23 protein-coding genes are annotated in these 25517 nt (G+C 62.2%); 15 read left to right on the forward strand and 8 right to left on the reverse strand.

Going from position 1 to position 25517, the window contains the following annotated elements; all coding sequences use genetic code 11:
• Positions 1 to 6 precede the first annotated feature (6 nt).
• Entirely contained in the window at positions 7 to 900 is an 894-nt protein-coding gene (locus AC07OT_RS14210) for a cation diffusion facilitator family transporter (RefSeq protein ID WP_065938350.1), read from the forward strand.
• Here AC07OT_RS14210 and AC07OT_RS14215 read toward each other — a convergent pair.
• On the reverse strand, positions 897 to 1958 hold the full coding sequence (locus AC07OT_RS14215; RefSeq protein ID WP_141156084.1) for a DUF6515 family protein: 1062 nt from the start codon (positions 1956 to 1958) through the stop codon (positions 897 to 899). The two genes, AC07OT_RS14210 and AC07OT_RS14215, sit on opposite strands and share 4 nt — an antisense overlap.
• A 431-nt stretch (positions 1959 to 2389) precedes the next feature.
• Here AC07OT_RS14215 and AC07OT_RS14220 point away from each other — a divergent pair, with 431 nt between their 5' ends.
• Positions 2390 to 2869, forward strand: a complete 480-nt coding sequence (locus tag AC07OT_RS14220) for an Lrp/AsnC family transcriptional regulator (RefSeq protein WP_003194418.1) — start codon at positions 2390 to 2392, stop codon at positions 2867 to 2869.
• A 227-nt stretch (positions 2870 to 3096) separates the two neighbouring features.
• Positions 3097 to 3306, forward strand: a complete 210-nt coding sequence (locus tag AC07OT_RS14225) for a DUF2788 domain-containing protein (RefSeq protein WP_025999909.1) — start codon at positions 3097 to 3099, stop codon at positions 3304 to 3306.
• On the opposite strand, the gene AC07OT_RS14230 is transcribed toward AC07OT_RS14225, so the two are convergent.
• The 4 genes from AC07OT_RS14230 to AC07OT_RS14245 all read right to left on the reverse strand — a co-directional run bounded on the left by AC07OT_RS14230 (position 3301) and on the right by AC07OT_RS14245 (position 9744).
• Positions 3301 to 3936, reverse strand: coding sequence for a pseudouridine synthase (locus tag AC07OT_RS14230; RefSeq protein WP_495108338.1), 636 nt, complete (start codon positions 3934 to 3936; stop codon positions 3301 to 3303). The two genes, AC07OT_RS14225 and AC07OT_RS14230, sit on opposite strands and share 6 nt — an antisense overlap.
• 71 nt (positions 3937 to 4007) lie before the next feature.
• A complete protein-coding gene (gene amn / locus AC07OT_RS14235) occupies positions 4008 to 5480 on the reverse strand; it encodes an AMP nucleosidase (RefSeq protein WP_024077553.1) in 1473 nt (490 codons plus the stop codon).
• Positions 5481 to 5594: 114 nt separating this feature from the next.
• Positions 5595 to 7250: an acyl-CoA dehydrogenase family protein gene (locus tag AC07OT_RS14240; protein ID WP_495108339.1), complete on the reverse strand. Its 1656-nt coding sequence runs from the start codon at positions 7248 to 7250 to the stop codon at positions 5595 to 5597.
• Positions 7251 to 7353: 103 nt separating this feature from the next.
• Entirely contained in the window at positions 7354 to 9744 is a 2391-nt protein-coding gene (locus AC07OT_RS14245) for a hybrid sensor histidine kinase/response regulator (RefSeq protein WP_495108340.1), read from the reverse strand.
• A gap of 277 nt (positions 9745 to 10021) precedes the next feature.
• On the opposite strand from AC07OT_RS14245, the gene AC07OT_RS14250 reads away from it, so the two are divergent.
• The 4 genes from AC07OT_RS14250 (at position 10022) to AC07OT_RS14265 (ending at position 13558) form a co-directional block, all read left to right on the forward strand.
• Complete coding sequence (locus AC07OT_RS14250; RefSeq protein ID WP_027605261.1) at positions 10022 to 10819, forward strand: hydroxymethylpyrimidine/phosphomethylpyrimidine kinase; 798 nt, start codon at positions 10022 to 10024, stop codon at positions 10817 to 10819.
• Positions 10820 to 10851: 32 nt separating this feature from the next.
• Positions 10852 to 11475: a thiamine phosphate synthase gene (thiE, locus tag AC07OT_RS14255; RefSeq protein ID WP_065938355.1), complete on the forward strand. Its 624-nt coding sequence runs from the start codon at positions 10852 to 10854 to the stop codon at positions 11473 to 11475.
• An 18-nt stretch (positions 11476 to 11493) separates the two neighbouring features.
• Positions 11494 to 12777 carry a glutamate-1-semialdehyde 2,1-aminomutase gene (gene hemL, locus AC07OT_RS14260; RefSeq protein WP_027605259.1) on the forward strand — a complete coding sequence of 428 codons (1284 nt, stop codon included), beginning with the start codon at positions 11494 to 11496 and terminating at the stop codon, positions 12775 to 12777.
• A gap of 226 nt (positions 12778 to 13003) precedes the next feature.
• Entirely contained in the window at positions 13004 to 13558 is a 555-nt protein-coding gene (locus AC07OT_RS14265; RefSeq protein ID WP_065924979.1) for a tetratricopeptide repeat protein, read from the forward strand.
• Positions 13559 to 13566: 8 nt separating this feature from the next.
• Here the strand turns inward: AC07OT_RS14265 and AC07OT_RS14270 are convergent, their stop codons facing one another.
• Complete coding sequence (locus AC07OT_RS14270; RefSeq protein ID WP_003215457.1) at positions 13567 to 13893, reverse strand: DUF1820 family protein; 327 nt, start codon at positions 13891 to 13893, stop codon at positions 13567 to 13569.
• A 131-nt stretch (positions 13894 to 14024) separates the two neighbouring features.
• Between AC07OT_RS14270 and miaB the strand changes: the two genes are divergently transcribed.
• The 5 genes from miaB (at position 14025) to lnt (ending at position 19437) form a co-directional block, all read left to right on the forward strand.
• Positions 14025 to 15353: a tRNA (N6-isopentenyl adenosine(37)-C2)-methylthiotransferase MiaB gene (gene miaB / locus AC07OT_RS14275; RefSeq protein WP_065938356.1), complete on the forward strand. Its 1329-nt coding sequence runs from the start codon at positions 14025 to 14027 to the stop codon at positions 15351 to 15353.
• 214 nt (positions 15354 to 15567) lie between these two features.
• Positions 15568 to 16572, forward strand: a complete 1005-nt coding sequence (locus tag AC07OT_RS14280) for a PhoH family protein (protein ID WP_053138073.1) — start codon at positions 15568 to 15570, stop codon at positions 16570 to 16572.
• Positions 16565 to 17023, forward strand: a complete 459-nt coding sequence (gene ybeY / locus AC07OT_RS14285; RefSeq protein ID WP_065938357.1) for an rRNA maturation RNase YbeY — start codon at positions 16565 to 16567, stop codon at positions 17021 to 17023. The genes AC07OT_RS14280 and ybeY overlap by 8 nt, the downstream gene beginning before the upstream one ends.
• 42 nt (positions 17024 to 17065) lie before the next feature.
• A complete protein-coding gene (locus tag AC07OT_RS14290) occupies positions 17066 to 17905 on the forward strand; it encodes a CorC family transporter (RefSeq protein WP_005791724.1) in 840 nt (279 codons plus the stop codon).
• A gap of 8 nt (positions 17906 to 17913) precedes the next feature.
• Positions 17914 to 19437 (forward strand): apolipoprotein N-acyltransferase, encoded by a 1524-nt coding sequence (gene lnt, locus AC07OT_RS14295; RefSeq protein WP_495108341.1) that lies wholly within the window; start codon positions 17914 to 17916, stop codon positions 19435 to 19437.
• A gap of 74 nt (positions 19438 to 19511) precedes the next feature.
• Here lnt and AC07OT_RS14300 read toward each other — a convergent pair whose 3' ends face one another.
• A complete protein-coding gene (locus tag AC07OT_RS14300; protein WP_027605248.1) occupies positions 19512 to 20273 on the reverse strand; it encodes a YdcF family protein in 762 nt (253 codons plus the stop codon).
• Positions 20274 to 20370: 97 nt separating this feature from the next.
• A complete protein-coding gene (locus tag AC07OT_RS14305; RefSeq protein WP_115487516.1) occupies positions 20371 to 20688 on the reverse strand; it encodes a hypothetical protein in 318 nt (105 codons plus the stop codon).
• Between the two features lie 261 nt (positions 20689 to 20949).
• Here AC07OT_RS14305 and leuS point away from each other — a divergent pair, with 261 nt between their 5' ends.
• The 3 genes from leuS (at position 20950) to holA (ending at position 25327) form a co-directional block, all read left to right on the forward strand.
• Positions 20950 to 23556: a leucine--tRNA ligase gene (gene leuS, locus AC07OT_RS14310; RefSeq protein WP_495108342.1), complete on the forward strand. Its 2607-nt coding sequence runs from the start codon at positions 20950 to 20952 to the stop codon at positions 23554 to 23556.
• A gap of 88 nt (positions 23557 to 23644) precedes the next feature.
• Positions 23645 to 24250, forward strand: a complete 606-nt coding sequence (locus tag AC07OT_RS14315) for an LPS-assembly lipoprotein LptE (protein ID WP_065938361.1) — start codon at positions 23645 to 23647, stop codon at positions 24248 to 24250.
• 39 nt (positions 24251 to 24289) lie between these two features.
• Positions 24290 to 25327 carry a DNA polymerase III subunit delta gene (gene holA, locus AC07OT_RS14320; RefSeq protein ID WP_495108343.1) on the forward strand — a complete coding sequence of 346 codons (1038 nt, stop codon included), beginning with the start codon at positions 24290 to 24292 and terminating at the stop codon, positions 25325 to 25327.
• The last annotated feature ends 190 nt before the right edge of the window (positions 25328 to 25517 follow it).

Raw genomic sequence — 25517 nt, forward strand, 5'->3', positions numbered from 1 at the left:
ACGCTTATGACCAGCAGTCCCGAACACGCCCGGCTGTTGCGCCTGGCCACCCGCGCCTCGGTGGGTGTGGCCTGTGCGTTGATCGTCACCAAGGCGATTGCCTGGTGGCTCAGCGGCTCGGTGAGCATGCTCGCCGGGTTGACCGACTCACTGCTCGATGGCGTGACCTCGCTGCTGAACCTGCTGGCCGTGCATTACGCCCTGCGCCCGGCCGATGACGATCACCGTTACGGCCATGGCAAGGCGGAGTCGCTGGCGGGCATGGCCCAGGCGTTGTTCATCGGTGGCAGTGCGGTGTTGATCGCCTTGCAGGCCTACGAGCGCCTGCAGCATCCGGAACCGGTCGGCGCGCCGTGGCTGAGCATCGGGGTGATCGTGTTTTCCCTGGTACTGACCGTGGCGCTGCTGATGCTGCAACACCGGGTTGTGCGCGAAACCGGCTCCAATGCCGTGCGGGCAGACTCGTTGCACTACCGCTCGGACTTGCTGCTCAACGGCAGCATCCTGGTGGCGCTGGTGCTGGCGGGCATGGGCTTTCATCAGGTCGACGCCTGGTTCGGCCTGGGCATCGCTGCCTACATTTTGTGGAGCGCGATCCAGATCGCCAGGGAAAGCTTTGCGGTGTTGATGGACGAGGAACTGCCGCCGGACGTCAGCCAGCACATGCTGGAACTGGCGCGAGGCGTACCGGGGGTGTTGGGTGCCCATGACCTGCGCACGCGCATCTCCGGCAACCATTGGTTCGTGCAGTTGCACCTGGAACTGCCGGGGGAGTTGACGCTGTCAGTGGCCCACGGCATCAGCGACCAGGCCGCCGATGCCATTCACGCAGCCTACCCGCGCGCCGAAGTGCTGGTGCACGCCGACCCGCGAGAAGTGGTCACGGGCGCCAAGGCCTAGTACTGCACCTGATACCCGCGACTGCTCAGGCAGTTGCCCTGGGCCTGGCGGTAGGTTTGCACCACCGCCGGATCAGGGGCGTAGGTGACCGCCTGCGGGTCGAAGCCGCTTTGTTGCACTGCCCAGCGATAACAGTCGTAGCCGTCCTGCTGCACTTGCGCCGGTGACTGCCCGTTGGCGGGATAGGCCACCACGTCATAGCCATTGCCTTGGGGTGCTGGCTGCGGTGCCGGCACTTGCGTCGGCGGTTGCACCACCACGTATTGCTGGGTGCTTTGTTCGTAGGCGTAGTAGGCGCCAGCGGCCAGGAACAGCAGCGAGCCACCTACCCACACTTCGCGCGCATAGTCCGGCAGGTAATGCACGCGGATGCCATACGGCGGCGCCACGACCACATAGCGCGGGCCTTGGGGGCGGTACCAGTAGCCGCCGGAGAAGAAGTAATCCTGGCCACGGTACGGCACCCGGTAGTTGCGGTCGGGGAAGCGGTCGACGACATAGCCAGGCCGATACTGCGGGCCAGGCCCCCAGCCGTTGCCATGGCCGTCGGGGCGACCTGGCCAGCGGTTATCGTTGGGATGCCCGTTGTAGCCAGGCCGCGAACCTGGGCCGCCGGCCTCCCAATTGCGGTTATCGTCGTTGCGTCGAGGAATGTCACGGTAGTAACCCTGACGCGGTTCCTGGGTCTGGCGCACGGTATCGGGGCGACTCTGGATCGGCAGGTTGTTCGCAGGCTGCGGGGCTGGCCGAGGCTGTTCGGCACCTTGCGGGCGACCTTGCCACTGCCCGCCACCGTGGGGCGATTGCTCGGCGCGATCAAAATGCGGGTTCTGTGGACGTGGCTGATTATTTTCCGGCCGGGGTTGATTGTTCTGGGGCTGCGGGCGCGGTTGGTTATTTTGCGGGCGCGGTTGTTCGTTACCTTGACCTTGCCGACCGCCCTCCGGCCCTCTTTCATGCTGGCCGCCACCCTCAGGGCGCGGCTCGTCGGCCATCACTTGCGTGCCGACGGTGACCATCAGCAAACCTACACCTGCCATACGCCAGATGCGCTTCATGCTATTCCTCACTGCGGATAAGGGCCTGGAAGGTCCGGCCTCATAGATGAGACTGGAAAAGCCTCGCCCGGTTCTGAGACAGGTTATCAGTCACAAGAACAATTTTCTTAAGGCAAAAGAAAAGGGGTGACCCGTCGGCCACCCCTTGAGAACTTCGTCCATGCTCAACGCTTTTGACGTTGGCTCACCTCACGCCGTCTTGTGGACAGTGTGCAGCCTGGAGGCCGGCTCGACCCTGCTGGGGTGGCGGCCGCAGCACGCCTGATTGAGCGAGCTGCTGTGGACTGTTGTCCAGGCGGTGATTCTGTTGATAACGATACAGGCCAGCGCCGGACAGATGATTGCGAAGATTGCGTCAATAAACAGTGCTTGCGCAATTTTTAACCCTTCATGGATAATTCACCGCAATAGTTACGACAAAGGCCAACCCAATGAGCAAGCTTGACCGATACGACCTGAGTATTTTGGCGGAATTGCAGCGCGACGCGAGGATCTCCAACCAAGAGTTGGCCGAGCGTATCGGCCTGTCGCCTTCGCCCTGCTCGCGCCGGGTCAAGCAGTTGGAGGACGACGGCTACATCGCGCGCCAGGTCGCCCTGCTCGACCGCAAGATGCTCGGCCTGAGCCTCACCGCCTATGTGCTGATCGGCATGGACCGCCACACCCCCGAGCGTTTCGAGAACTTCGAAGCGGCCATCCGCACCCTGCCCCAGGTGCTGGAATGCAGCCTGGTCACCGGGATGGATGCGGACTATCAGTTGAAAGTGGTGGTGCCGGACATGGACCACTATCAGAAACTGCTGCTGGGCCACCTCACCCGGATCGAAGGCGTGACCAGCGTGCGCTCGAGCTTTGTGCTCAACCAAGTGCTCAACAGCACCGAATTGCCGCTGACCCACCTGCGCACCTGATCCCATGAACAATGAAGATCAAATGTGGGAGGGGGCTTGCCCCCGATGGAGTATCAGTCACCAGATACACAGCCTGACACACCGCTATCGGGGGCAAGCCCCCTCCCACATTTGGCCTGTGTTTCAACAGTGAAGTCTGCGTGCGACGCACCGACGCAGGTCAATGTTGCGCCTGTGACGCTGCCGTATACTTGCCGCCTGTCCCGTTGGAAGAGCCCATGAACAACATCGACCCCGCCCTGTTCGAAGAATGGATGATGACCGGCCTGGTCACTATCCTGATCATTTTCATGGGCTTTATCGTCTGGGACCTGGCAAAGAAATCCAAGGCCGGGCGCTTTGGTTCGTTCATCCTGTTTTTCGTACTGGGCCTGGGCGTGGCCGCGTTCATCATCAAGAGCGTGGTGATCGGCCTGATCGAGTCCGGCGCTTTATAAACGCGCGGGTACTTCCTTCCATTGGCCTTGGTCCAGGCCGTCGATTGTCCAATCGCCGATACGCACCCGCACCAGACGCAAGGTCGGCAGGCCCACGGCGGCGGTCATGCGCCGAACCTGGCGGTTACGCCCCTCTCGAATCACCAGTTCAAGCCAGTACGTCGGTAGGTTTTTGCGAAAGCGCACCGGCGGGTTGCGCGGCCATAACGCCGGCTCATCCAAACGCCGGGCCTCGGCGGGCAAGGTTTTGCCGTCGTTGAGTTCCACCCCGTCACGCAGGCGTTGCAGCAATGCTTCGGTGGGTTCGCCTTCCACCTGCACCCAGTAGGTTTTCGCCAGCTTGTGCTTGGGATCGGCAATACGCGCCTGCAACTGGCCGTCGTTGGTCAGCAGCAACAGGCCTTCGCTGTCACGGTCCAGGCGGCCTGCCGGGTAGATGCCGGGGATGTCGATAAAGTCCTTGAGCGTCGCGCGCCCGCCTTCGTCGCTGAACTGGGTCAGCACATCGAAAGGTTTATTGAACAGGACCAACTTCGGCTCGACCGGTGGCGCCTTGGCAACACGGCGCGCGGCAGAATACGGAGGTTTCACGCCAGGGCGGCGCGAATCGGGACGGGTGGGACGGGACATGGCAAAGGAACATCTAACGGTCAGGACCGACAATGCTAGTGGCCTGACCGCCAAATGACCATCCCAACCGCTTAGCGGAACGGCGGCTCGTCGAAGCTGCGCAGTTTGCGCGAGTGCAACGAGTTGAGTTCGGTGCGCAACAGGTCCACCGCCTCGATGCCGATCTTCAAGTGCTGGCTGACCGCACGTTCGTAGAACGCGTTGGCCGAGCCCGGCAGCTTGATCTCGCTGTGCAGCGGCTTGTCCGACACACACAACAACGTGCCGTACGGTACGCGCAAGCGGTAGCCCTGGGCGGCGATGGTACCGCTTTCCATGTCCACCGCCACGGCGCGGGACAGGTTGATCAACGGCCGTTCCTGGGCCCAGCGCAGTTCCCAGTTGCGGTCGTCGTAGGTCAGCACGGTGCCGGTACGCAGGCGTTTTTTCAGTTCTTCGCCTTTCTCACCGGTGACATTCGCCGCCGCCTGCTGCAAGGCCATCTGCACTTCGGCCAGGGCGGGGATCGGGATGTTCGGCGGTACCACCCGGTCGAGAATCCCATCGCGGCGCATATAGGCGTGGGCCAGTACGTAGTCGCCGATGGTCTGGGATTGGCGCAGGCCGCCACAGTGGCCAATCATCAGCCAGCAATGCGGACGCAGCACCGCCAGGTGGTCGGTGATGTTCTTGGCGTTGGACGGGCCCACACCGATGTTCACCAGGGTCACGCCGTGGCCATCGCTGGCCTGCAGGTGATAGGCCGGCATCTGGTAGCGGTGCCACACTACGCCGGCGGCAATCGCCGAGGCTTCGCCGTGGTCCATGCTCTTGTCGATGATGACGTTGCCCGGCAGCACCATGCGGATAAAACGCGGGTCGCTGCGCAGTTGTTCCAGGCCATGCAGGATGAACTGGTCGACATAGCGGTGGTAGTTGGTCAGCAGGATCCACGGCTGCACATGGCGCCAGTCGCTGCCGGTGTAATGCACCAGCCGGCGCAGGGAAAAGTCCACGCGCGCCGCATCGAACAGCGCCAGGGGCAGCGGGTCGGTGTTTTCCCAGTCGTACAGGCCATCGGCGATGCCGTCGGTGGCGGCCGACAGGTCGGTGCTGGGGAACACGCGCGCCAAGGTCGCGGCGGTCACACCGGAGCCGGCCAGTTCGTCGCCCTGCTCCACCACGTACGGATAAGGAATGTTCTGCTGGCTGACGCCCACTTCCACGGTCACGGTGAAGTCGTGCATCAGCGGCACCAGTTGTTCCAGCAAATACTTACGGAACGCCGCCGGATGCGTGACGGTTACGCTGTAGGTCCCAGGTAACTGGACCTTGGCATACGCCCGGGTAGTCTGTGGGACTTCGCCGTGGCAGTGGTAAGTCAGGCGCAGTTCCGGGTAGCGAAACAGCGCGCGTTGTTCGGCGTCGGGTTCGACGCGGTCCTTGAGGTATTGCTTGAGGGCTTGATTGAGCGCGCCGGTAGCCCGCTCATGCAGGGCCGCCAGCCGATCCACGGCTTCTTCGGCGGTTTGAACGACAACAAAAGCTTCGGTCACGGTAAGCATCCTGTGTTCTGACTTGCAGGCCTTTATCTTGCCTGTATCCCTGTCAGACGCAAACCTTGAATTGGAGTGCCCTCTCAAGATCGCTGCAAGCCCCCTCCCACATGTGGACCGTGTTTATTCAGAGACATTGGGACTTGACCGCGCGACGATGGCCCCGACATCGACGCCACGTGGCAAGGTGCCGTAGACGCGGCCAGACGACTGGCCCAAACGGCTGGCGATAAAACCATCGCTGACTGCGGTGTTACCCGCCTCCAGCAACAGCTTGGCCTGCAAAGCCACGGCAATATCCTCGGTCAACTGCCGCGCGCGGTACTGGATGTCCTGGGTGTCCATGAACGCCGACTTCAGGTGTTCGATATGCTGTGCCAGTTGCCTATCGCCATGCCCGTCACCGAGTTCGACAAACAGCGCTTCCAGCACGCCGGGCTCCTTGGACAGTACGCGCAGCACGTCCAGGCATTGCACATTGCCGGAACCTTCCCACGTCGAATTCACCGGCGCTTCACGGTACAGGCGCGGCAGAATGCTGTCCTCCACATAGCCCGCGCCGCCCATGCACTCGGCGGCTTCGTTGATCATCGCCGGGGCGCGCTTGCAGATCCAATACTTGCCCACCGCCGTTACCAGCCGAGCGAACTTGGCTTCGCGCTCATCGCCCAGGTTGTCCAGGGCGCAGCCCATGCGCATGCTCAAGGCCAGCGAGGCTTCGCTTTCCAGGGCGAGGTCGGCCAGCACGTTTTGCATCAGCGGCTGCTCGCTGAGCACACGGCCACCGACCCGGCGATGAGCACAGTGATGGCTGGCCTGGGTCAGCGCCTGGCGCATCAAGGCACTGGAACCGACCATGCAATCGAAGCGTGTCATGGCGACCATCTCGATGATGGTGGGCACGCCACGCCCCTCTTCGCCGATCATCCAGGCCAGGGCCCCACGAAACTCCACTTCACTGGACGCATTGGAGCAGTTGCCCAATTTGTTTTTCAGGCGCTGGATATAGAACTCGTTGCGGGTGTCATCCGGGCGATGCCGGGGCAGCAGGAAACAGGTCAGGCCTTTGTCGGTCTGGGCCAGGGTCAGGAAGGCGTCGCACATCGGCGCCGAGCAGAACCACTTGTGACCGACCAGTTCATAGGCTTGCCCGGGCCCGCCGGCGCCCACCGGATAGGCGCGGGTGGTGTTGGCGCGCACGTCGGTGCCGCCCTGCTTCTCCGTCATCGCCATGCCGATGGTTGCACCGGCCTTGTGGGCAATGCCGACATTGCGCGGGTCATAGTGGGTGCTGAGGATTTTCGGCAGCCAGGCCTGCGCCAGGTCGGGTTGCAAGCGCAGGGCCGGGACGCAGGCAAAAGTCATGGTCAGCGGGCAGCCGGTGCCGGCCTCAGCCTGACTGTGCAGGTAGGTCATGGCCGCACGCGCCACATGGGCACCGGACTGTGGATGGGCCCACGGCAGCGACGGCAGGCCATGCTCGACCGCGGTGCGCATCAGCTCGTGGTAGGCCGGGTGAAACTCCACAAGGTCGATGCGATGCCCATACCGGTCATGGCTGCTGAACACCGGTTTGTTCTGGTTGGCCAGGAACCCGGCCGCCATCAGCGGCCCGCCGGCCAACGCCCCGTACGCATCGATGCGCGCCTGCGCCCAGCCGGCGCCAAAGCGCCGCGACCAGTCTTGCAGGGGCACGTCGATGCGGTACAGGTTGGTGCCGTCCAGGGAGGGCGGCTGGTTGGTGACGTCGTGGGTTTCGGCGAACTGATGCAGGTTCATGACGGGCCTCCTGGAAAAAGGCCCTGTCGAATGCGCACCTACCCATAAAGAAAGGCGCAGATCGATTGAGGCCGGTTTTTTCAGTTAAGCACCGTCATCCGGGTTAAAAAAGTGGCATACCCGCCGAATGCCCGGCGCTTTCGCCCTCGAGCGCGCTCAACAAGCGGCGCTCCAGTACCGACTGCAGCGCCTCGAAGCGCACCGGCTTGGCCAGACGGTCGGTGATGCCGACGCCATGGCTGCGCTCGCGCTCGGACGTGTGCAGCGACGCACTCAAGGCGATCACCGGCAATTCACCGCAGCCCGGCAGTGCACGGATCTGACAACACAACGAGAAGCCGCCTTCGGGCACATCCAGCAAGACCGCGTCGAAGCTTTGTCCCTGCAAGGCCGCCAACGCCGCCGGGCCACTGTCCACGGTTTTCACCCGGTAACCCAGCTTGAGCAACATGCCGCGCACCGCCAACTGGCCCACGCTGTTGTCATCCACCAGCAATACCGCGCAATCCTGGGGCGCGCGTTGCCGGCCGGGCACCGGTTTTGCCTCGATCGGCACCGGGCTGACGTTCACGTCCAGCTGGAAGCGGCTGCCCTTGTGCGGCTCGGAATGATGGGTAAGGCGCCCGCCCAACAGCTCGATCAATTGCCGGCAGATGGCCAGGCCGATGCCCAGGCCGCCGTATTCGCGGGTCATGGAGCCATCGAGTTGGAAAAAGCGCTGGTACAAGGTCGCCTCGTCAAGGAAGGCGAAGCCAATACCGGTGTCGGTCACAATGAAGCTCAGGCGCACATCGCCGTCACTGTGAGGCACACCCACCACCCGCAGGCGAACGGAACCTTCACGGGTGAACTTGAACGCATTGTCCAACAGGCAATCCAGGCACTGGAGCAGTTTGTCGGCGTCGCCCACCATGCGGTCTGGCAGCTCATCGGCCACATCGATGGAAAACGCCAGGCCTTTGCCTTGGGCACTGGTGGTGAATTGCTGGCGCAGGGTGTCGAGCACGCCCCGCAGGCTGAATACCCGAGGCTGGGCACTCAGGCGCCCGGCCTGCAATTCGGTGAGGGTGAGGATGCCGTTGACCATGCGCATCATATCCCGTGCCGAACCGGCGGCCGTTTGCTGGTACTGCGCCAGGTCGTCGTCCAGCGGCACCGTTTGCATCAGCTCAAGGGAGCCGATCACACCGTTCATGGGCGTGCGCAGTTCGTGGGTCAGCGTCGCGAGGAATTCATCCTTGAGACGGTTGCTGCGGGCCAGTTGCTGGTTGAGCACTTCGAGCTTCTGGCTGGCATCGAACAGGATCTGTGCCTGTTGTTCACGCATGGCATTGATGCGGTCGGCGAGGGCCAGGGATAACAGCGCCACTTCAATTGCCGAGCCGATCTGGCTGGCGTACATGGTGAGGAACACATTGGGCAAGTAGCCCAGCACCATCAGCGTGTTCACCACGCCACCCAGCAGGAACGCCGACCAGGCGATGATGAAATACCGCGCCACTCGCTGGCCGCAGTACCAGGCCTTGATGGCGGCGACGAAGATCGTCACGGTGAATACCAGCGCCAGGCCGGTCGCCAGGCGCAAGGCCAGGGCGTAGCTGGTCAGCAGCGCCAGCGCCATCACTACGCCGCCGCACACCGCCAGTGCCAGCAAGAGCCGGTTGAGCCAGCGGCTGTGCTGCGCGGTATGCAGGAAGCTGCGGGCAAACAGGCTGCCGAACAGCGCCGCCGAACCGATCAGCAACGGCACCGCCGCATTCGCCCACCACGGGTTGTTCGGCCAGAAGTACTGCACGGCCACGCCATTGACCGACAGCTGGTACAGGCCAAACGAGGCGATATAGAGGATGTAATACAGGTAGCTGGTATCGCGCACGCTCAGGTAGATGAACAGGTTGTAGACCAGCATCCCCAGCAATACGCCATAGATCACCCCCAGCACAGACAGGCGCAGCGGTTGTTGCTCCAGGTAAGCGGTGCCGGCCCAGAGCGTCAACGGCGCCTGGATCGAGCCCTCGCTTTGCAGGCGCAGGTAGAGCGTTTGCTGCTGGTCGGGCACGAAATTGAGCTTGAACAGGTAGTTGCTCTGGCTGACCTCACGGCTGGAAAAAGGCAGCGCACTGCCGGTACGGCTGGCCAGCCGATAGTTGCCGGTGCCATCATTCTGGTACAGGTCCAGATGATTCAGCGGCGGGTAAGCCAACTCCAGGAACCAGGTGCGGGGGGCACGGGGGTCCTTGGCCACGTAATGCAGGTCGACCTTGAGCCAGAACACCGAGCGCGAATAGCCGGCGTTGAGGGTGGCTTTGTCATGGTGCTTGAATTGAGCGGCGTAGGCGGGGGAGCTTACTTCGGCGATGGTGAGGGCATCGGTGGGGTCTTCGAGCACTTGCATGGCTCGGCCCAGCGGCAGGCTTCGGGTGTCCTGGTTGAACTCGATGGCGCTGGCGAGCATCGGTAGCCCGCACAACAATAAGATCAGCAAATAGCGCATGCGAGCCCCAGCGTGGCCTGTCCGGTTATGTCAAAAGCCCCCCATTCCTTTTGAGAAGACGTACACCGGCGGTACAGTTAAGTTGTTTGAATCCACTTTAGCATAGCCGCTAAAGGCCATTGGACACCATTGAAATAATTTTTTGAAAGGCTCTAGAACAAGGCTTTCAGAGCGTTTTCGCAGCCGAGAAAACGCCAAAAAAGCGGCGTTCGCGCGACAACATTCAACCATCGCCCGAAGGCCCCGCCAAAAGCGTTTGGTGGTAAGCTCGCGCACCATGAATATCTACAGCTCTCGCCCCGTTGTCCTCTGTCTCTCCGGCCATGATCCCAGTGGTGGCGCCGGCTTGCAGGCAGATATCGAAGCCCTCCTCGCCCAAGGCTGCCATGCGGCCCCGGCCGTCACTGCCCTGACCGTGCAGAACACCGTCAATGTCAGCGATTTCCGCGTACTGGACCGTGAGTGGGTAATGGCCCAGGCCAATGCCGTCCTCGGTGACTCCGACGTGGCGGCGGTCAAGCTGGGCATGCTCGGCTCCACCGCGATGGTCGACACCGTGGTCGAACTGCTGCAGGCGCACCCGCACCTGCCGGTGGTGTGCGACCCGGTGCTGCGCGCCGGCGGCGGTGGCAGCCTGGGCAAGGACGAAGTCGGCTACGCCATGCGCGAGCGGCTGCTGCCGTTGTCGCTGATCGCCACGCCGAACCTGCCTGAAGCCCGTATCCTCGCCGAACTGCCCGAGGGCACCGCCGACGAATGCGCCGCGAAGCTGTTGCCGTTTATCAAGCACCTGTTGATCACTGGCGGCCATGGCGATGAGCACGAAGTGCACAACCGTCTCTACAGCCGTGATGGCACGCGCCAGACCTTTACCTGCCAGCGCCTGCCCGGCAGCTATCACGGGTCGGGCTGCACCCTGGCCAGCGCCCTGGCCGGACGGATCGCCCAAGGCGAAGGGCTGGTGAGTGCGGTGCAGTCGGCACTTAACTACACTTGGCGCACCCTGCGTGACGCCGAACAACTCGGCCAGGGCCAGTTCGTACCGCGCCGTCTGCCACTGGATTTCTGCTCGTAACTATCTGCTCTTAACAGCAAGAGGCCTGCCCGATGAAACTACGTGGCCTTTACGCCATTACCGACAGCCAACTGTTGGCCGGCAAGTTCCTCGCCTATGTCGAAGCGGCATTGGACGGTGGCGTGACCCTACTGCAGTACCGCGACAAAAGCAGCGACGAAGCCCGGCGCCTGCGCGAAGCCGAAAAACTGCGGGAGCTGTGCTCGCGCTACAAGACCCAGCTTATTATCAATGATGACTTCGACCTGGCCGCCCGCCTGGGCGTCGGCGTGCACCTGGGCCAGACCGACGGCCCACTGACACCGGCCCGTGCGTTGCTCGGTTCCAAGGCGATCATCGGCGCCACTTGCCACGGCCAGATCGAACTGGCCGAACAGGCGGCGAAGGAAGGCGCCAGTTATGTCGCCTTCGGCCGCTTCTTCAATTCCAACACCAAGCCGGGCGCTCCGGCCGCCACCGTTGAAATGCTCGCCGAGGCCCGCAAGCGCCTGCATGTGCCGATCTGCGTGATCGGCGGCATCACCCTGGAAAACGCCGCACCGCTGGTGGCCCAGGGTGCCGACCTGCTGGCCGTGGTCCACGGCCTGTTCGGTGCCGACAGTACCCAGGAAGTCACGCGCCGCGCCCGCGCCTTCAACGAACTCATCAAATCCTGAATTCAGAGAGCCCTCACCATGTCTCGTTCCGAAACCCTGTTTGCCGATGCCCAGAAACACATCCCCGGCGGTGTGAACTCCCCCGTGCGTGCGTTCAAAAGCGTGGGCGGCACGCCGTTGTTCTTCAAGCATGCCGAAGGCGCCTACGTCACCGACGAAGATGACAAGCGCTACGTGGATTACGTCGGCTCCTGGGGCCCGATGATCCTCGGCCACAGCCACCCCGACGTGCTGGACGCCGTGCGCAGGCAACTGGAGCACGGCCTGTCCTACGGCGCGCCGACCGCCATGGAAACCGAGATGGCCGATCTGGTCTGCAGCATCGTGCCGTCGATGGAGATGGTGCGCATGGTCAGCTCCGGCACCGAAGCCACCATGAGTGCGATTCGCCTGGCCCGTGGTTTCACCGGCCGCGACAGCATCATCAAGTTCGAAGGCTGCTACCACGGCCATTCCGACAGCCTGCTGGTCAAAGCCGGTTCCGGCGCGCTGACCCAAGGCGTACCCAGCTCGGCCGGCGTACCGGCAGCGTTCGCCAAACACACCCTGACCCTGCCGTTCAACGACATCGGCGCCGTCGAGCAGATGCTCAGCGAAGTCGGCCAGGACGTAGCGTGCATCATCGTCGAGCCGGTGGCCGGCAACATGAACTGCGTGCCGCCCGCCCCGGGCTTTCTGGAAGGCCTGCGCGAACAGTGCGACAAGCATGGCGTGGTGCTGATTTTCGACGAAGTGATGACCGGCTTCCGCGTTGCCCTCGGCGGCGCCCAGGCGCACTACGGCGTCACGCCGGACCTGAGCACGTTCGGCAAGATCATCGGGGGCGGCATGCCCGTGGGCTGCTTCGGCGGCAAGCGCGAAATCATGCAGCACATCGCGCCGCTGGGCCCGGTGTACCAGGCCGGCACGCTCTCGGGTAACCCGCTGGCCATGGCGGCCGGCCTGACCACCCTGCGCCTGATCAGCCGCCCGGGCTTCCACGCCGAGCTGACCGACTACACCACCCGCCTGCTGGACGGCCTGCAACAGCGCGCCGATGCCGCCGGTATCCCGTTCGTGACCACGCAAGCGGGCGGCATGTTTGGCCTGTACTTCAGCGGCGCCGATGACATCGTCACCTTTGATGATGTGATGGGCAGCGATGCCGACCTGTTCAAGCGCTTCTTCCACCTGATGCTGGAGGGCGGCGTGTACCTGGCGCCGAGCGCCTTCGAAGCCGGCTTCACCTCGATCGCCCATGGCGATGCCGAGCTGAAACTGACCCTGGATGCCGCCGAGCGCGCCTTCGCCGCACTGAAATAAGCCGGAGCAAAAACCTGACGTCGCTGCGGGCGGCGTCAGATTTGCTACTTTGCCTACAGGGATTTCCTTATTTTTCCGAGAATTTACCTGCAATCCGGCAGATAACTTGCCTAAGCAGCAGAAAAACGAGTAAAGACTTTGTAAGCAGAGGCCTGCTTATTTCATAATGCGCGCTTATTGGATCCCGAGAGGGTCCGCGCGCCCCGTCAGAGGTAAGTCGATTCCCATGAAACGCACCGGCCGCACCCTGGTACTGGGCTGCCTGTTGCTCCTTCAGCCGCTGCTGGCACATGCCCAGGCAGGCGGCAACTCGTTGTTAATCCCAGCGATGGGTCGTTGCACCCTCAATACCCAGCCGGACAGCCAGGCCGAAGCCCTGAGCGCGTGTCAGAAACAGGCCGACGGTGGGGATGCGCAGGCGCAATACGAGTTGGGCGAGTACTACCACGACAGCAAGAACCCGGCCCGTGACCTCAACAAAGCCTTGAGCTACTTCGAGAAAGCCTCGTTGCAGGGCCACGCCCAGGCGCAATTCCAGTTGGGCACCATGTTCTTCAAAGGCGAAGGCGTGCCGGCCAATAACGTCCAGGCCTATATCGTGCTGAAAATGGCCGCGGTCAACGGCGCCGAAGACGCGCTGGACACTGCCGACGAAGTCGCCGAGCACATGCAACGCGATGAATTGGAAGTGGCCACCCAGGTCCTGGGGCAGATTTTCCGCAACTACCTGCTGGAGCTGCAGAGTGCCGATGGGCGCTCGCCCTTCTCACCCCTGCCCTGACACCCCGCCTACTTTTCAGGCATCGGCATCGGAAACGGCATGACATTGCTCATGCCCCGGGCTTCGCTGATTTTCGGCGTGCCCAGGCGCTCGACTTCGTCGATGCGCACGATCGAATGCATCGGCACAAAACTGCGCACCACGCCTTCGAACTGGGCCTTGAGCTTTTCCTCGCCCGGGTCGACGACCAGCTGTGTGCGCTCGCCAAAGACGAACTCTTCCACTTCCAGGAAACCCCACAGATCACTTTGATAGATCTGCTTGGCGTACATTTCGAACACCTGGCCCTGGTTGAGGAAAATCACCTTATAGATTGGAGCTTCACGTTTGGTCATGGTGGGTGAGGAACACATGGGGGATATAAAAGAGGGCGCGAACTATAGCATGGCACCCGATGCACAGTGCTAGGAACCGATGGGCATGACCCCTATAATGCGCGGTTCTTTACCACCAGTTGACGATTCCCATGGCCAAGAAGCTTTATATCGAAACCCACGGTTGCCAGATGAACGAGTACGACAGCTCGCGCATGGTCGACCTGCTGGGTGAACACCAGGCCCTGGAAGTCACCGCCCGCGCCGAAGATGCCGACGTGATCCTGCTCAATACCTGCTCGATCCGCGAGCGGGCCCAGGACCGTGTGTACTCGCAGTTGGGCCGCTGGCGCGAATTGAAACTGGCCAACCCGGACATGGTGATCGCCGTCGGCGGTTGCGTCGCCAGCCAGGAAGGCGCCGCGATCCGCGACCGTGCGCCGTATGTCGACGTGGTCTTCGGCCCACAGACCCTGCACCGCCTGCCGGAAATGATCGACGCCGCACGCATCACCAAGCTGCCCCAGGTCGACGTCTCGTTCCCGGAAATCGAAAAATTCGACCACTTGCCCGAACCGCGCATCGACGGGCCGAGCGCCTACGTGTCGGTGATGGAAGGCTGCAGCAAGTACTGCACCTTCTGTGTGGTGCCCTACACCCGTGGTGAAGAGGTCAGCCGGCCGTTTGACGACGTGCTCGCAGAAATCATCCACCTGGCCGAAAACGGTGTGCGCGAAGTGACCCTGCTGGGCCAGAACGTCAACGGCTATCGCGGCCTGACCCACGACGGGCGCCTGGCTGACCTGGCGGAGTTGATCCGCGTGGTCGCTGCGGTGGATGGCATCGAGCGCATTCGCTACACCACCTCACACCCGCTGGAGTTCTCCGACAGCCTGATCCAGGCCCATGCCGATGTGCCGGAACTGGTCAAGCACCTGCATTTGCCGGTGCAATCGGGCTCGGACCGCATCCTCTCGGCGATGAAACGCAACCACACCGCCCTGGAGTACAAATCCAAACTGCGCAAATTGCGTGCAGCCGTGCCGGGCATCTGCATCAGTTCGGACTTTATCGTCGGCTTCCCTGGCGAAACCGAGAAAGACTTCCAGCAGACCATGAAGCTGATCGAAGACGTCGGTTTCGACTTCTCCTACTCGTTCGTCTACAGCCAGCGCCCCGGCACCCCGGCGGCGGACCTGCTGGACGAAACCCCGGAAGCACTGAAAAAAGAGCGCTTGAACGCGCTGCAACATCGCCTTAACCAGCAGGGTTTCGAGATCAGCCGACAAATGGTCGGTTCGATCCAGCGCATCCTGGTCACCGACTACTCGAAAAAAGACCCTGGCGAATTGCAGGGCCGTACCGAGAACAACCGGATCGTCAACTTCCGTTGCGATAATCCGACATTGATCGGTCAGTTTGCCGACGTGCATATCGATGCGGCGCAACCGCACTCGTTGCGCGGGTCTCTGATCCAATAAACCAAGTTTCTGTAGGAGCGAGCTTGCTCGCGAAAAACCTGAGGGCACCGCGTATATTCAGGCTGCACGCGTTATCGTTGACGTTTTTCGCGAGCAAGCTCGCTCCTACAGAATCGCCGTCAGCCAATATGCTCCGTTTAAGTGCTTTCGCACCCGGCGTGCTGGCGTTATCCTCTCTTTCACCTAAACAGCCAAAGGGCGGCTAAAAGCAACCTTGAACGCACCCATAGCAGAACCCCATCGTTTTCTCCTCGAGCCCTTTGAGGCTCGCCGTTTCGCCAACCTGTGCGGACAGTTCGACGAGCACCTGCGCCTGATCGAACAACGCCTGAGCATCGAGATCCGCAATCGCGGCAATCAGTTCGAGCTTATTGGTGAACCCCAACACACCACGTCTGCAGAAAACCTGCTGCGCCGCCTCTACCGCGAAACCAAGGGTAGTGAGCTGTCGCCGGAAACGGTGCACCTGTACCTGCAGGAATCCGCCGTGGAAGACCTGGCCAACAACCCGGTGGCCGAAGCCAGCGTGGCCCTGCGCACCAAAAAAGGCATGATTCGCCCGCGCGGCTTGAATCAGCAGCGCTACGTCAAGGAAATCCTCGGCAACGACATCAACTTTGGCATCGGCCCCGCCGGTACCGGCAAGACCTACCTGGCCGTGGCCTGTGCGGTCGACGCCCTGGAGCGTGAGCAAGTACGCCGTATCCTGCTGGTGCGCCCAGCGGTCGAGGCCGGTGAAAAACTCGGCTTCCTGCCCGGCGACCTGGCCCAGAAGATCGACCCGTACCTGCGCCCGCTCTACGACGCCCTGTACGAGATGCTCGGCTTTGAATACGTGGCCAAGCTGATCGAGCGCCAGGTGATCGAGATCGCCCCGCTGGCCTACATGCGCGGCCGCACCTTGAACAACAGCTTCATCATCCTCGACGAAAGCCAGAACACCACCGTCGAGCAGATGAAGATGTTCCTCACCCGGATCGGTTTCGGCTCCACCGCCGTGATCACCGGTGACGTCACCCAGGTCGACCTGCCCAAGGGCACCAAGTCCGGCCTGGCCCAGGTGATCGAGGTGCTCAAGGACGTGCCGGGTATCAGCTTCACGCACTTCATGCCCAAGGACGTGGTCCGCCACCCGCTGGTGCAGCGCATTGTCGAAGCCTACGAGCGCTTCGACCACCGCGATGACGCACCGGCCAAGGACGTTCGCCGCGATGCTTGAGCTTGACCTGCAGCTGGCCACCGAAGCGCCCGCCCCCAGCGAAGCCCAATTCCGCGAGTGGTGCGCCCTGGCCCTGCGCCAGCGCAGCGCCGACTCGGAACTGACCATCCGCCTGGTGGACGAGCCCGAGGGCCGCGAGCTGAACCACACCTGGCGCCAGAAGGACTACGCGACCAACGTGCTGTCGTTTCCCGCCGATGTACCCGATGAGTTGCTGGATATCCCCCTGCTGGGCGACCTGGTGATCTGCGTCGAGGTGGTCGAGCGTGAAGCGAAGGAACAAGGTAAGGAACTTGAGGCTCACTGGGCCCATCTAGTCATCCACGGCTGCTTGCATCTCTTGGGTTACGACCATATAGACGATGAAGAAGCCGAGGAAATGGAAGCACTGGAACGAACGTTGCTTGCAGAATTGGGTCACCCGGATCCATATGCAGACGACGAAAACTGATCAACACTCAACTGTCACATCAAAGGATTTAGAGTAATCGCTATGAGCGAAGACCGATCGAGCAACGGGCAAAAGTCATGGCTGGGTAAACTGACCCAGGCTTTTGCCCACGAGCCGAAAAACCGCCAGGAGCTGCTGGAGCTGCTGCGCGAGGCCCACCAGAACAAGTTGCTGGACAGCGAAGCGCTGGCCATCGTCGAAGGCGCCATCCAGGTGGCTGACCTGCAGGTTCGGGACATCATGGTCCCGCGCTCGCAGATGATCAGCATCAAGGCGACCCAGACCCCACGGGAATTCCTCCCGGCCGTGATCGACTCCGCGCACTCGCGCTACCCGGTTATCGGCGAAAGCCATGACGACGTCATGGGTGTCCTGCTGGCCAAGGACCTGCTGCCGCTGATCCTCAAGGAGAACGGTGACAGCTTCAACATCAAGGACCTGCTGCGCCCGGCCACCTTCGTGCCCGAATCCAAGCGCCTGAATGTGCTGCTGCGCGAATTTCGCGCCAACCACAATCACATGGCCATTGTGATCGACGAATACGGCGGCGTGGCGGGCCTGGTGACCATCGAAGACGTGCTGGAACAGATCGTCGGCGACATCGAAGACGAACACGACGTCGAAGAAGACAGCTATATCAAGCCGCTGCCCAGCGGTGACTTCCTGGTCAAGGCGCTGACGCCGATCGAGAACTTCAATGAATTTTTCGACAGCGAATTCTCCGACGACGAGTTCGACACCGTCGGTGGCCTGGTGATGAGTGCGTTCGGGCACCTGCCAAAGCGTAACGAAACCACCGAGATCGGCGCCTATCGCTTCCGCATCCTGAATGCCGACAGCCGCCGCATCCACTTGATTCGCCTGACACCTATTGCCCGCTAAGGATTGATATGCGCCGTCTGACCCGCCCCGGCTGGCCCGGTAATCTGCTGGCCGTGGTGGCCGGCGCCATCACCACCCTGGCGCTGGCGCCGTTCGACCTGTGGCCGTTTGCATTGGTCGCAGTCGGATTGTTCTATGTCGGGCTGCGGGAACTGACGCCGCGCCAGGCCCTGGGCCGTGGCTGGTGCTTCGGGTTCGGCCTGTTTGGCGCCGGCACCAGCTGGATCTACTACAGCATCCACCATTTCGGCGGCGCGTCGGTGCTGCTGGCGGGGTTCCTGATGCTGCTGTTCACCGCCGCCATTGCCTGGTTCTTCGCCCTGCCCGCCTGGCTGTGGGCGCGCTGGCTGCGTCGCAATGAAGCGCCGTTGGCGGATGCGCTCACGTTTGCCGCGTTGTGGGTCGGCCAGGAAGCCTTTCGCGGCTGGTTCCTCACCGGATTCCCGTGGTTGTACTCCGGTTACAGCCAGCTCGACGGCCCCCTCACCGGCCTGGCGCCAGTGGGCGGGATGTGGCTGATTTCCTTTGCCCTGGCACTGACGGCGGCCCTGCTGTGCAACCTGCCACGCCTGTTGGCCGGCAAACGCAATGGGTTTATCGGCGCCGGCCTGGTGTTACTGGTAGCGCCCTGGGCCATCGGCCTGGCGCTCAAGCATCATGCCTGGACCACCCCCTCCGGCGCGCCGCTGAAGGTCGCCGCGATTCAGGGTAACGTCGAACAAAGCATGAAGTGGGACCCGGAGCAGCTCAATGCGCAGCTCGCGCTGTACCGCGACATGAGCTTCAGCTCCAAGCCGGTCGACCTGCTGGTGTGGCCGGAAACGGCCGTGCCGGTGCTCAAGGAATCCGTCGAGGGCTACCTGGGAATGATGGGCAAGTTTGCGGCCGACCGGCACACCGCGCTGATCACCGGCGTGCCGATTCGCCAGGAAGTGCATCACCAGAAGCGCTACTTCAACGGCATCACCGTGGTGGGTGAAGGTGACGGCACCTACCTCAAGCAGAAACTGGTGCCGTTTGGCGAGTACGTGCCGCTGCAGGACATGTTGCGCGGCCTGATTGCCTTCTTCGACCTGCCCATGTCGGACTTCGCCCGGGGCCCTGCCGACCAGCCGATGCTGCAAGCCAAGGGCTATCAGATTGCGCCGTTCATTTGCTACGAAGTGGTATACCCGGAGTTCGCCGCCGGCCTTTCAGCCCAGAGCGACCTGCTGCTGACCATCAGCAATGACACCTGGTTCGGCCGCTCCATCGGCCCCTTGCAGCACCTGCAAATGGCACAGATGCGTGCGCTGGAGGCTGGCCGCTGGATGATCCGCGCCACCAACAATGGCGTGACCGGCCTGATCAACCCGTTTGGGCAGATCACCGTGCAGATCCCGCAGTTCGAACGCGGCATTCTCTACGGCGAAGTGGTGCCGATGCACAACATGACGCCGTACCTGCAATGGCGCTCGTGGCCGCTGATCATCGTGTGCCTGGCGCTGTTTGGTTGGGCGTTGCTGGCAGGCCGGATGGCCAAAACCGTTTAACAGCCAACGCGAAAAAAAATGTGGGAGGGGGCAAGCCCCCTCCCACACTTTGATCTGCATTTTAATCAGCAGGGTTATCGATAGAACAACCGGTAGCCTAGCTGTCCCACCGCTTCATTGATCAACTGCCCGCTCTGCCACACCGACTTGAACTCCGGCATCCAGCCGCCCAGCGGCCGGGCGTTGTCCACGCCGAGGAACCCCACCGGCGCCGGCACCACGGTGAAGCCGGCCTTTTCAAAACTCCACACCGACCGCGGCATGTGCCAGGCCTGGGTCACCACCACCACACGCTTGATGCCCTCGGGCAATAGAATCCCGGCACTCATCTGCGCGTTTTCCCAGGTGGTGCGGCTGCGTTCTTCCTTCCAGCGCACAGCAACGCCGAAGTCATCCTGCATCGACACCGCCATCAACTGCGCCTCGCTGGGCGGAGTGCCGTAATGCAGGCCACCGGTCGTCAACACCGGCAGCCCGGAGGCCTTGGCCAGCCGCGCGGCATACCGCTGGCGCTCCAGGCCGATACCGGTCGGCTGATCAGAACCCCAGGCCGGGTCGCCGCGCTCGCGTCCCGAGCCCAGCACCACAATGGCATCGGCGCGCTGGGCCAGGGTCGACCAGTCTTCACGGGCCAACGGTGGTTCGGTCTCCAGGGCACGTGCGCCCCACTCCACCGCCACCGGCAGGCTGATCAACCACATGCCGCCAAACCCGAGGGCAAAACAGCAGCCGGCCAAACGGGGGCGGCTGCGACGAAACCACCAGGCAAGGGCCAGCAGCAGCAAGAGAATGCCGGGTGGCAGGAGCAGTTGTTTGATGAAATAACGAATAGGCATCGGGCATCTCCATAGATGCCCGAAGCCTAAGGTGTAACGGGGTTTAGCGACAATCTTTACAGTGACATGGCACGATGATGTGTTCCTGGGGAGTGAACTACTTGAAGCGGGCGGACCGGAGCCTTTCCGGGCCACGACCGGCCGACAAGTCCTTGAGCCACACCACCTTGGCTGAGTGCGTAGGTTCTTTGGCTGGCGGGGTTGCCACCCAAGGAGGCGCACTGCGCCTATTACGTTCCAGGTAAGCTTTGATCAGTTCCAGCTCCGCACGGCTCAAGCCGCGCAGTTCCAACTCGACGGGCCGTTCATCACGCAATCGGCCCGCGGTCCTCGCTGCATCCAATGCACGACCCAATCGGTCGATCAGTCCTTCGTAGATTTCCGGTTTCGTTGCGATTCGCTGCGATTCAACCATCCCCTCACCTCATTGAAGAAAGACTTGCTCCCCAATAAACAGCGTAGTCCCCGTGGGTGCGCCTGCCCGGCGCCGCGACAGACGGCCCTTGCCGCGCAATCAGGGTTTCCCTCGATAGAGTGGGGTCATGTATGCTACGGCGCTTCCTGTAACTCCACTTCCCGCAGGGTTTGGGCACGGACGCGCCGCTTTTTGGTGTCGAACAACCTGAACGTTGCACCGAAGAGGATTAGGCCACCCCTATTCAGTTCAAAAGTAGCCATGCACGAACAATATCAGCCCCGTGAAATAGAAAATGCCGCCCAAACCTTCTGGGACGAGCAAAAGTCCTTTGAAGTCAGTGAACAGCCAGGCAAGGAGACGTTCTACTGCCTGTCGATGTTCCCTTACCCCAGCGGCAAGCTACACATGGGGCATGTGCGTAACTACACCATCGGCGACGTCATCTCCCGCTACCAGCGCATGCAAGGCAAGAACGTCCTGCAACCCATGGGTTGGGACGCCTTCGGCATGCCGGCGGAAAACGCCGCGATGAAAAACAACGTGGCCCCCGCCAAGTGGACCTACGAAAACATCGCCTACATGAAGACCCAGCTGCGCAGCCTGGGCCTGGCGGTAGACTGGTCCCGCGAAGTCACCACCTGCAAGCCGGATTACTACCGTTGGGAACAATGGCTGTTCACCCGCCTGTTCGAAAAAGGTGTGATCTACAAAAAAAGCGGCACCGTGAACTGGGACCCGATCGACCAGACCGTCCTCGCCAACGAACAGGTGATCGACGGTCGCGGCTGGCGCTCCGGCGCGCTGATCGAAAAGCGCGAAATCCCGATGTACTACTTCAAGATCACCGCCTACGCGGATGAACTGTTGTCGAGCCTCGACGATTTGCCGGGCTGGCCTGAACAGGTCAAGACCATGCAGCGCAACTGGATCGGCAAGTCAAAGGGCATGGAAGTGCAGTTCCCCTACAACGTCGACTCCATCGGCGAAGCAGGCGCACTCAAAGTCTTCACCACCCGTCCGGACACCCTGATGGGCGCGACCTACGTCGCCGTGGCCGCCGAGCACCCGCTGGCTACCCAGGCCGCACAGAACAATCCTGAGCTGCAGGCGTTCATCGCCGAATGCAAAGGCGGCAGCGTGGCCGAAGCCGACGTCGCCACCCAGGAGAAAAAAGGCCTGCCGACCGGCCTGTTCGTCGAGCACCCGCTGACCGGCGAGAAGTTGCCGGTATGGGTCGCCAACTACGTGCTGATGCACTACGGCGATGGCGCAGTAATGGCTGTGCCGGCCCACGACGAGCGCGATTTTGAATTTGCGGTCAAATACAACCTGCCGATCAAGTCCGTGGTCCGGACCAGTTCGGGCGACACCAACCCGGCCCCATGGCAGGACGCTTACAACGAGCACGGCACGCTGATCAACTCCGGTGAGTTCGACGGCCTGGACTTCGCCGGTGCCTTCGACGCCATCGAAGTCGCATTGATCAAGAAGAATCTCGGTGCCTCGCGCACCCAGTTCCGCCTGCGCGACTGGGGCATCAGCCGCCAGCGCTACTGGGGCTGCCCGATCCCGATCATCCACTGCCAGACCTGCGGTGACGTACCGGTGCCGGAAGACCAGTTGCCGGTCGTCCTGCCGGAAGACGTGGTGCCGGACGGCGCCGGTTCGCCATTGGCGCGCATGCCCGAGTTCTACGAATGCAGTTGCCCGAAATGCGGCCAGCCTGCCAAGCGTGAAACCGACACCATGGACACCTTCGTCGAGTCCTCGTGGTACTACGCCCGCTACGCCTCGCCGCACTACGAGGGCGGCCTGGTAGAGAAATCCGCAGCCGACCACTGGTTGCCGGTGGATCAGTACATCGGCGGTATCGAACACGCCATCCTTCACCTGCTGTATGCGCGCTTCTTCCACAAGCTGATGCGCGACGAAGGCCTGGTGAGTTCCAACGAACCGTTCAAGAACCTGCTGACCCAGGGCATGGTGATCGCCGAGACCTACTATCGTCGCGAAGCCAATGGCGCCTACACCTGGTTCAACCCGGCTGACGTCGAGCTTGAGCGCGACAGCAAAGCCAAGGTCATCAGCGCCAGACTGATCGCCGACGGCCTGCCGGTGGAAATCGGTGGCACCGAGAAGATGGCCAAGTCGAAGAACAACGGCGTCGACCCCCAGTCGATGATCGACCAGTTCGGCGCCGACACCTGCCGCCTGTTCATGATGTTCGCCTCGCCGCCTGACATGAGCGCCGAATGGTCCGATTCCGGCGTCGAAGGCTCGCACCGTTTCCTCAAGCGCGTCTGGCGCCTGGCGCACGCCCATGTCAGCCAGGGCCTGCCGGCCAAGCTGGACGTGGCGTCGTTGAGCGACGAGCAGAAACTCATTCGCCGCAGCACTCACCTGGCCATCAAGCAAGCCAGCCAGGACGTGGGCCAGAACCACAAGTTCAACACCGCCATCGCCCAGGTGATGACGCTGATGAACGTGCTGGAAAAAGCCCCGCAAGCCACCGCACAGGATCGCGCACTGGTACAGGAAGGCCTGGAAACGGTCACCCTGCTGCTGGCGCCGATCACGCCGCACATCAGCCACGAACTGTGGAGCCGCCTGGGCCACACAGATGCTGTGATTGATGCGCGCTGGCCAGTACAGGATGACAGCGCCCTGGTACAGGACACGCTGCAACTGGTGATCCAGGTCAACGGTAAACTGCGCGGCCAGATCGACATGCCCGCCAGTGCCAGCCGTGAAGAAGTCGAAGCGGCCGCACGGGTCAACGAGAACGTACTGCGCTTTACCGAAGGCCTGACGATCCGCAAGGTGATCGTGGTGCCTGGCAAACTGGTCAATATCGTCGCTAGCTAATCGGATCGGGCGTGGGGCTCAAGCCCTGCGCCGAACAAAGCCTTCAGGGCCTCGATAAGGCCCACATGGTTTCAAGGGGAGCAACAAAATGATCAAACGCAATCTGCTGGTTATGGGTCTCGCCGTACTGCTGAGCGCTTGCGGCTTCCAGCTGCGCGGCACCGGCACCAATAACCTGACGATCAAGGAACTGGACCTCAGCGCTCGCGACGCCTACAGCGAAACAGTGACCCAACTGCGGCAGGTTCTGGAAAACAGCGGCGTGCACGTCTATACCGGCGCGACCTACAAGCTGTTCCTGGCTAACGAGAAAGAAACCCAGCGCAGCCTGAGCTACGCCAGCGCCGGGCGTGCGTCCGATGTCGAACTGAGCACCGTGCTCAGTTTTGAAATCCAGGGCCGCGACCACCTGCCGTTGATGAATGACAACATCCAGGTGCAGAAGATCGTCAGCCACGACGGTAACAACTTGGTGGGTTCGGACTCCGAAATCATCCAGGTACGCCAGGAAATGCGTCGCGAACTGGTGCAACGCATGATGCTGCGCCTGTCGATGCTGACTCCGCAACAACTCGAAACCTTGCAGCAACGTGCTGACGACAAGGCCAAGGCCGATGCCGACGCGCTGAAAGCAGCGAAAGAGTACGAAGACAACACGCCGAAACAATCGCCTGTTGAAGTCCCTGTCGAGTAAGCCAGACGGGGCGCCCCAGGCGCCCCGTTCACCCTGCCTATGAAACTCGCCCCCGCCCAGCTCGCCAAACACCTGCAAGGTAGCCTCGCGCCTGTCTACATCGTCAGCGGTGATGACCCGCTGCTGTGCCAGGAGGCCGCCGACGCCATCCGTACCGCCGCACGCCAGCAGGGCTTCGATGAACGCCAGGTATTCAGCGCCGACGCCAGTTTCGACTGGGGCACGCTGCTGCAAGCCGGTGCAAGCATGTCGCTGTTCGCCGAAAAACGCCTGCTGGAGCTGCGCCTGCCGTCGGGCAAGCCCGGTGATAAGGGCGCGGCTGCACTGATGGAATACTGCTCGCGGCCCGCCGAAGACACGGTGTTGCTGATCAGCCTGCCCAAGCTCGACGGCAGCGCGCAGAAGACCAAGTGGGGCAAGGCCCTGGTGGAAGGAGCGCAGACCCAGTTCATCCAGATCTGGCCAGTGGACAGCAATCAGCTGCCGCAATGGATTCGCCAACGCCTGTCACAGGCGGGCCTGTCCGCAACACAGGATGCAGTGGAGCTGATCGCCGCGCGGGTCGAAGGCAACTTGCTTGCCGCCGCCCAGGAGATCGAAAAGCTCAAGCTGATGGCCGAAGACGGGCAGATTACCGTCGAGACCGTCCAGGGCGCCGTGGCAGACAGTGCACGTTTTGACGTGTTCGGGCTGGTGGATGCGATTCTCAATGGCGAGCCCGCCCATGCCCTGCGCATGCTCGAAGGCCTGCGTGGCGAAGGTGTGGAGCCACCGGTGATTCTCTGGGCCCTGGCCCGGGAGTTGCGGGTACTGGCCAATATTGCCCTGCAATACAGCCAGGGCACGCCGCTGGACAAGTGCTTCAGCCAGGCGCGACCACCAGTGTGGGACAAGCGCAAACCCCTGATGAGCAAAGCCCTGCAACGGCACTCGGCGCAACGCTGGGCGCAGCTGTTGCTGGAAGCGCAGCGCATTGATGCACAGATCAAGGGCCAGGCGGCGGGTTCGCCGTGGATGAGCTTGAGCCGTTTGTCGCTGTTGATGGCCGGACAACGCCTGGCACTTCCCGCCGAATAACCCCTCTCTTAAAAACACTGCAAAACCAATGTGGGAGGGGCTTGCCCCCGATAGCGGCGTGTCAGCCACTGCATTGTTGACTGAGCCACAGCTATCGGGAGCAAGCCCCCACATTTTTGAGTGCGTTTACAATTCATGGGCTTTACAGCGACCTGACTTCGGCAGATTATTTGCGCCGCACCTCCCCCTA

The organism is Pseudomonas sp. GW821-FHT09C10 (assembly GCF_059418085.1).

Excerpts from the sequence above, each read along its gene's own strand:
- thiE (WP_065938355.1), top strand. The coding sequence starts at position 10,852 with ATGAAACTACGTGGCCTTTACGCCATTACCGACAGCCAACTGTTGGCC.
- leuS (WP_495108342.1), top strand. The coding sequence starts at position 20,950 with ATGCACGAACAATATCAGCCCCGTGAAATAGAAAATGCCGCCCAAACC.
- AC07OT_RS14250 (WP_027605261.1), top strand. The coding sequence starts at position 10,022 with ATGAATATCTACAGCTCTCGCCCCGTTGTCCTCTGTCTCTCCGGCCAT.
- holA (WP_495108343.1), top strand. The coding sequence starts at position 24,290 with ATGAAACTCGCCCCCGCCCAGCTCGCCAAACACCTGCAAGGTAGCCTC.
- AC07OT_RS14230 (WP_495108338.1), bottom strand. The coding sequence starts at position 3,936 with ATGTCCCGTCCCACCCGTCCCGATTCGCGCCGCCCTGGCGTGAAACCT.
- AC07OT_RS14240 (WP_495108339.1), bottom strand. The coding sequence starts at position 7,250 with ATGAACCTGCATCAGTTCGCCGAAACCCACGACGTCACCAACCAGCCG.
- AC07OT_RS14305 (WP_115487516.1), bottom strand. The coding sequence starts at position 20,688 with ATGGTTGAATCGCAGCGAATCGCAACGAAACCGGAAATCTACGAAGGA.
- amn (WP_024077553.1), bottom strand. The coding sequence starts at position 5,480 with ATGCTTACCGTGACCGAAGCTTTTGTTGTCGTTCAAACCGCCGAAGAA.
- AC07OT_RS14300 (WP_027605248.1), bottom strand. The coding sequence starts at position 20,273 with ATGCCTATTCGTTATTTCATCAAACAACTGCTCCTGCCACCCGGCATT.
- miaB (WP_065938356.1), top strand. The coding sequence starts at position 14,025 with ATGGCCAAGAAGCTTTATATCGAAACCCACGGTTGCCAGATGAACGAG.
- hemL (WP_027605259.1), top strand. The coding sequence starts at position 11,494 with ATGTCTCGTTCCGAAACCCTGTTTGCCGATGCCCAGAAACACATCCCC.
- AC07OT_RS14210 (WP_065938350.1), top strand. The coding sequence starts at position 7 with ATGACCAGCAGTCCCGAACACGCCCGGCTGTTGCGCCTGGCCACCCGC.
- AC07OT_RS14245 (WP_495108340.1), bottom strand. The coding sequence starts at position 9,744 with ATGCGCTATTTGCTGATCTTATTGTTGTGCGGGCTACCGATGCTCGCC.
- AC07OT_RS14265 (WP_065924979.1), top strand. The coding sequence starts at position 13,004 with ATGAAACGCACCGGCCGCACCCTGGTACTGGGCTGCCTGTTGCTCCTT.
- ybeY (WP_065938357.1), top strand. The coding sequence starts at position 16,565 with ATGCTTGAGCTTGACCTGCAGCTGGCCACCGAAGCGCCCGCCCCCAGC.
- AC07OT_RS14270 (WP_003215457.1), bottom strand. The coding sequence starts at position 13,893 with ATGACCAAACGTGAAGCTCCAATCTATAAGGTGATTTTCCTCAACCAG.
- AC07OT_RS14315 (WP_065938361.1), top strand. The coding sequence starts at position 23,645 with ATGATCAAACGCAATCTGCTGGTTATGGGTCTCGCCGTACTGCTGAGC.
- AC07OT_RS14220 (WP_003194418.1), top strand. The coding sequence starts at position 2,390 with ATGAGCAAGCTTGACCGATACGACCTGAGTATTTTGGCGGAATTGCAG.
- AC07OT_RS14215 (WP_141156084.1), bottom strand. The coding sequence starts at position 1,958 with ATGAAGCGCATCTGGCGTATGGCAGGTGTAGGTTTGCTGATGGTCACC.
- lnt (WP_495108341.1), top strand. The coding sequence starts at position 17,914 with ATGCGCCGTCTGACCCGCCCCGGCTGGCCCGGTAATCTGCTGGCCGTG.
- AC07OT_RS14290 (WP_005791724.1), top strand. The coding sequence starts at position 17,066 with ATGAGCGAAGACCGATCGAGCAACGGGCAAAAGTCATGGCTGGGTAAA.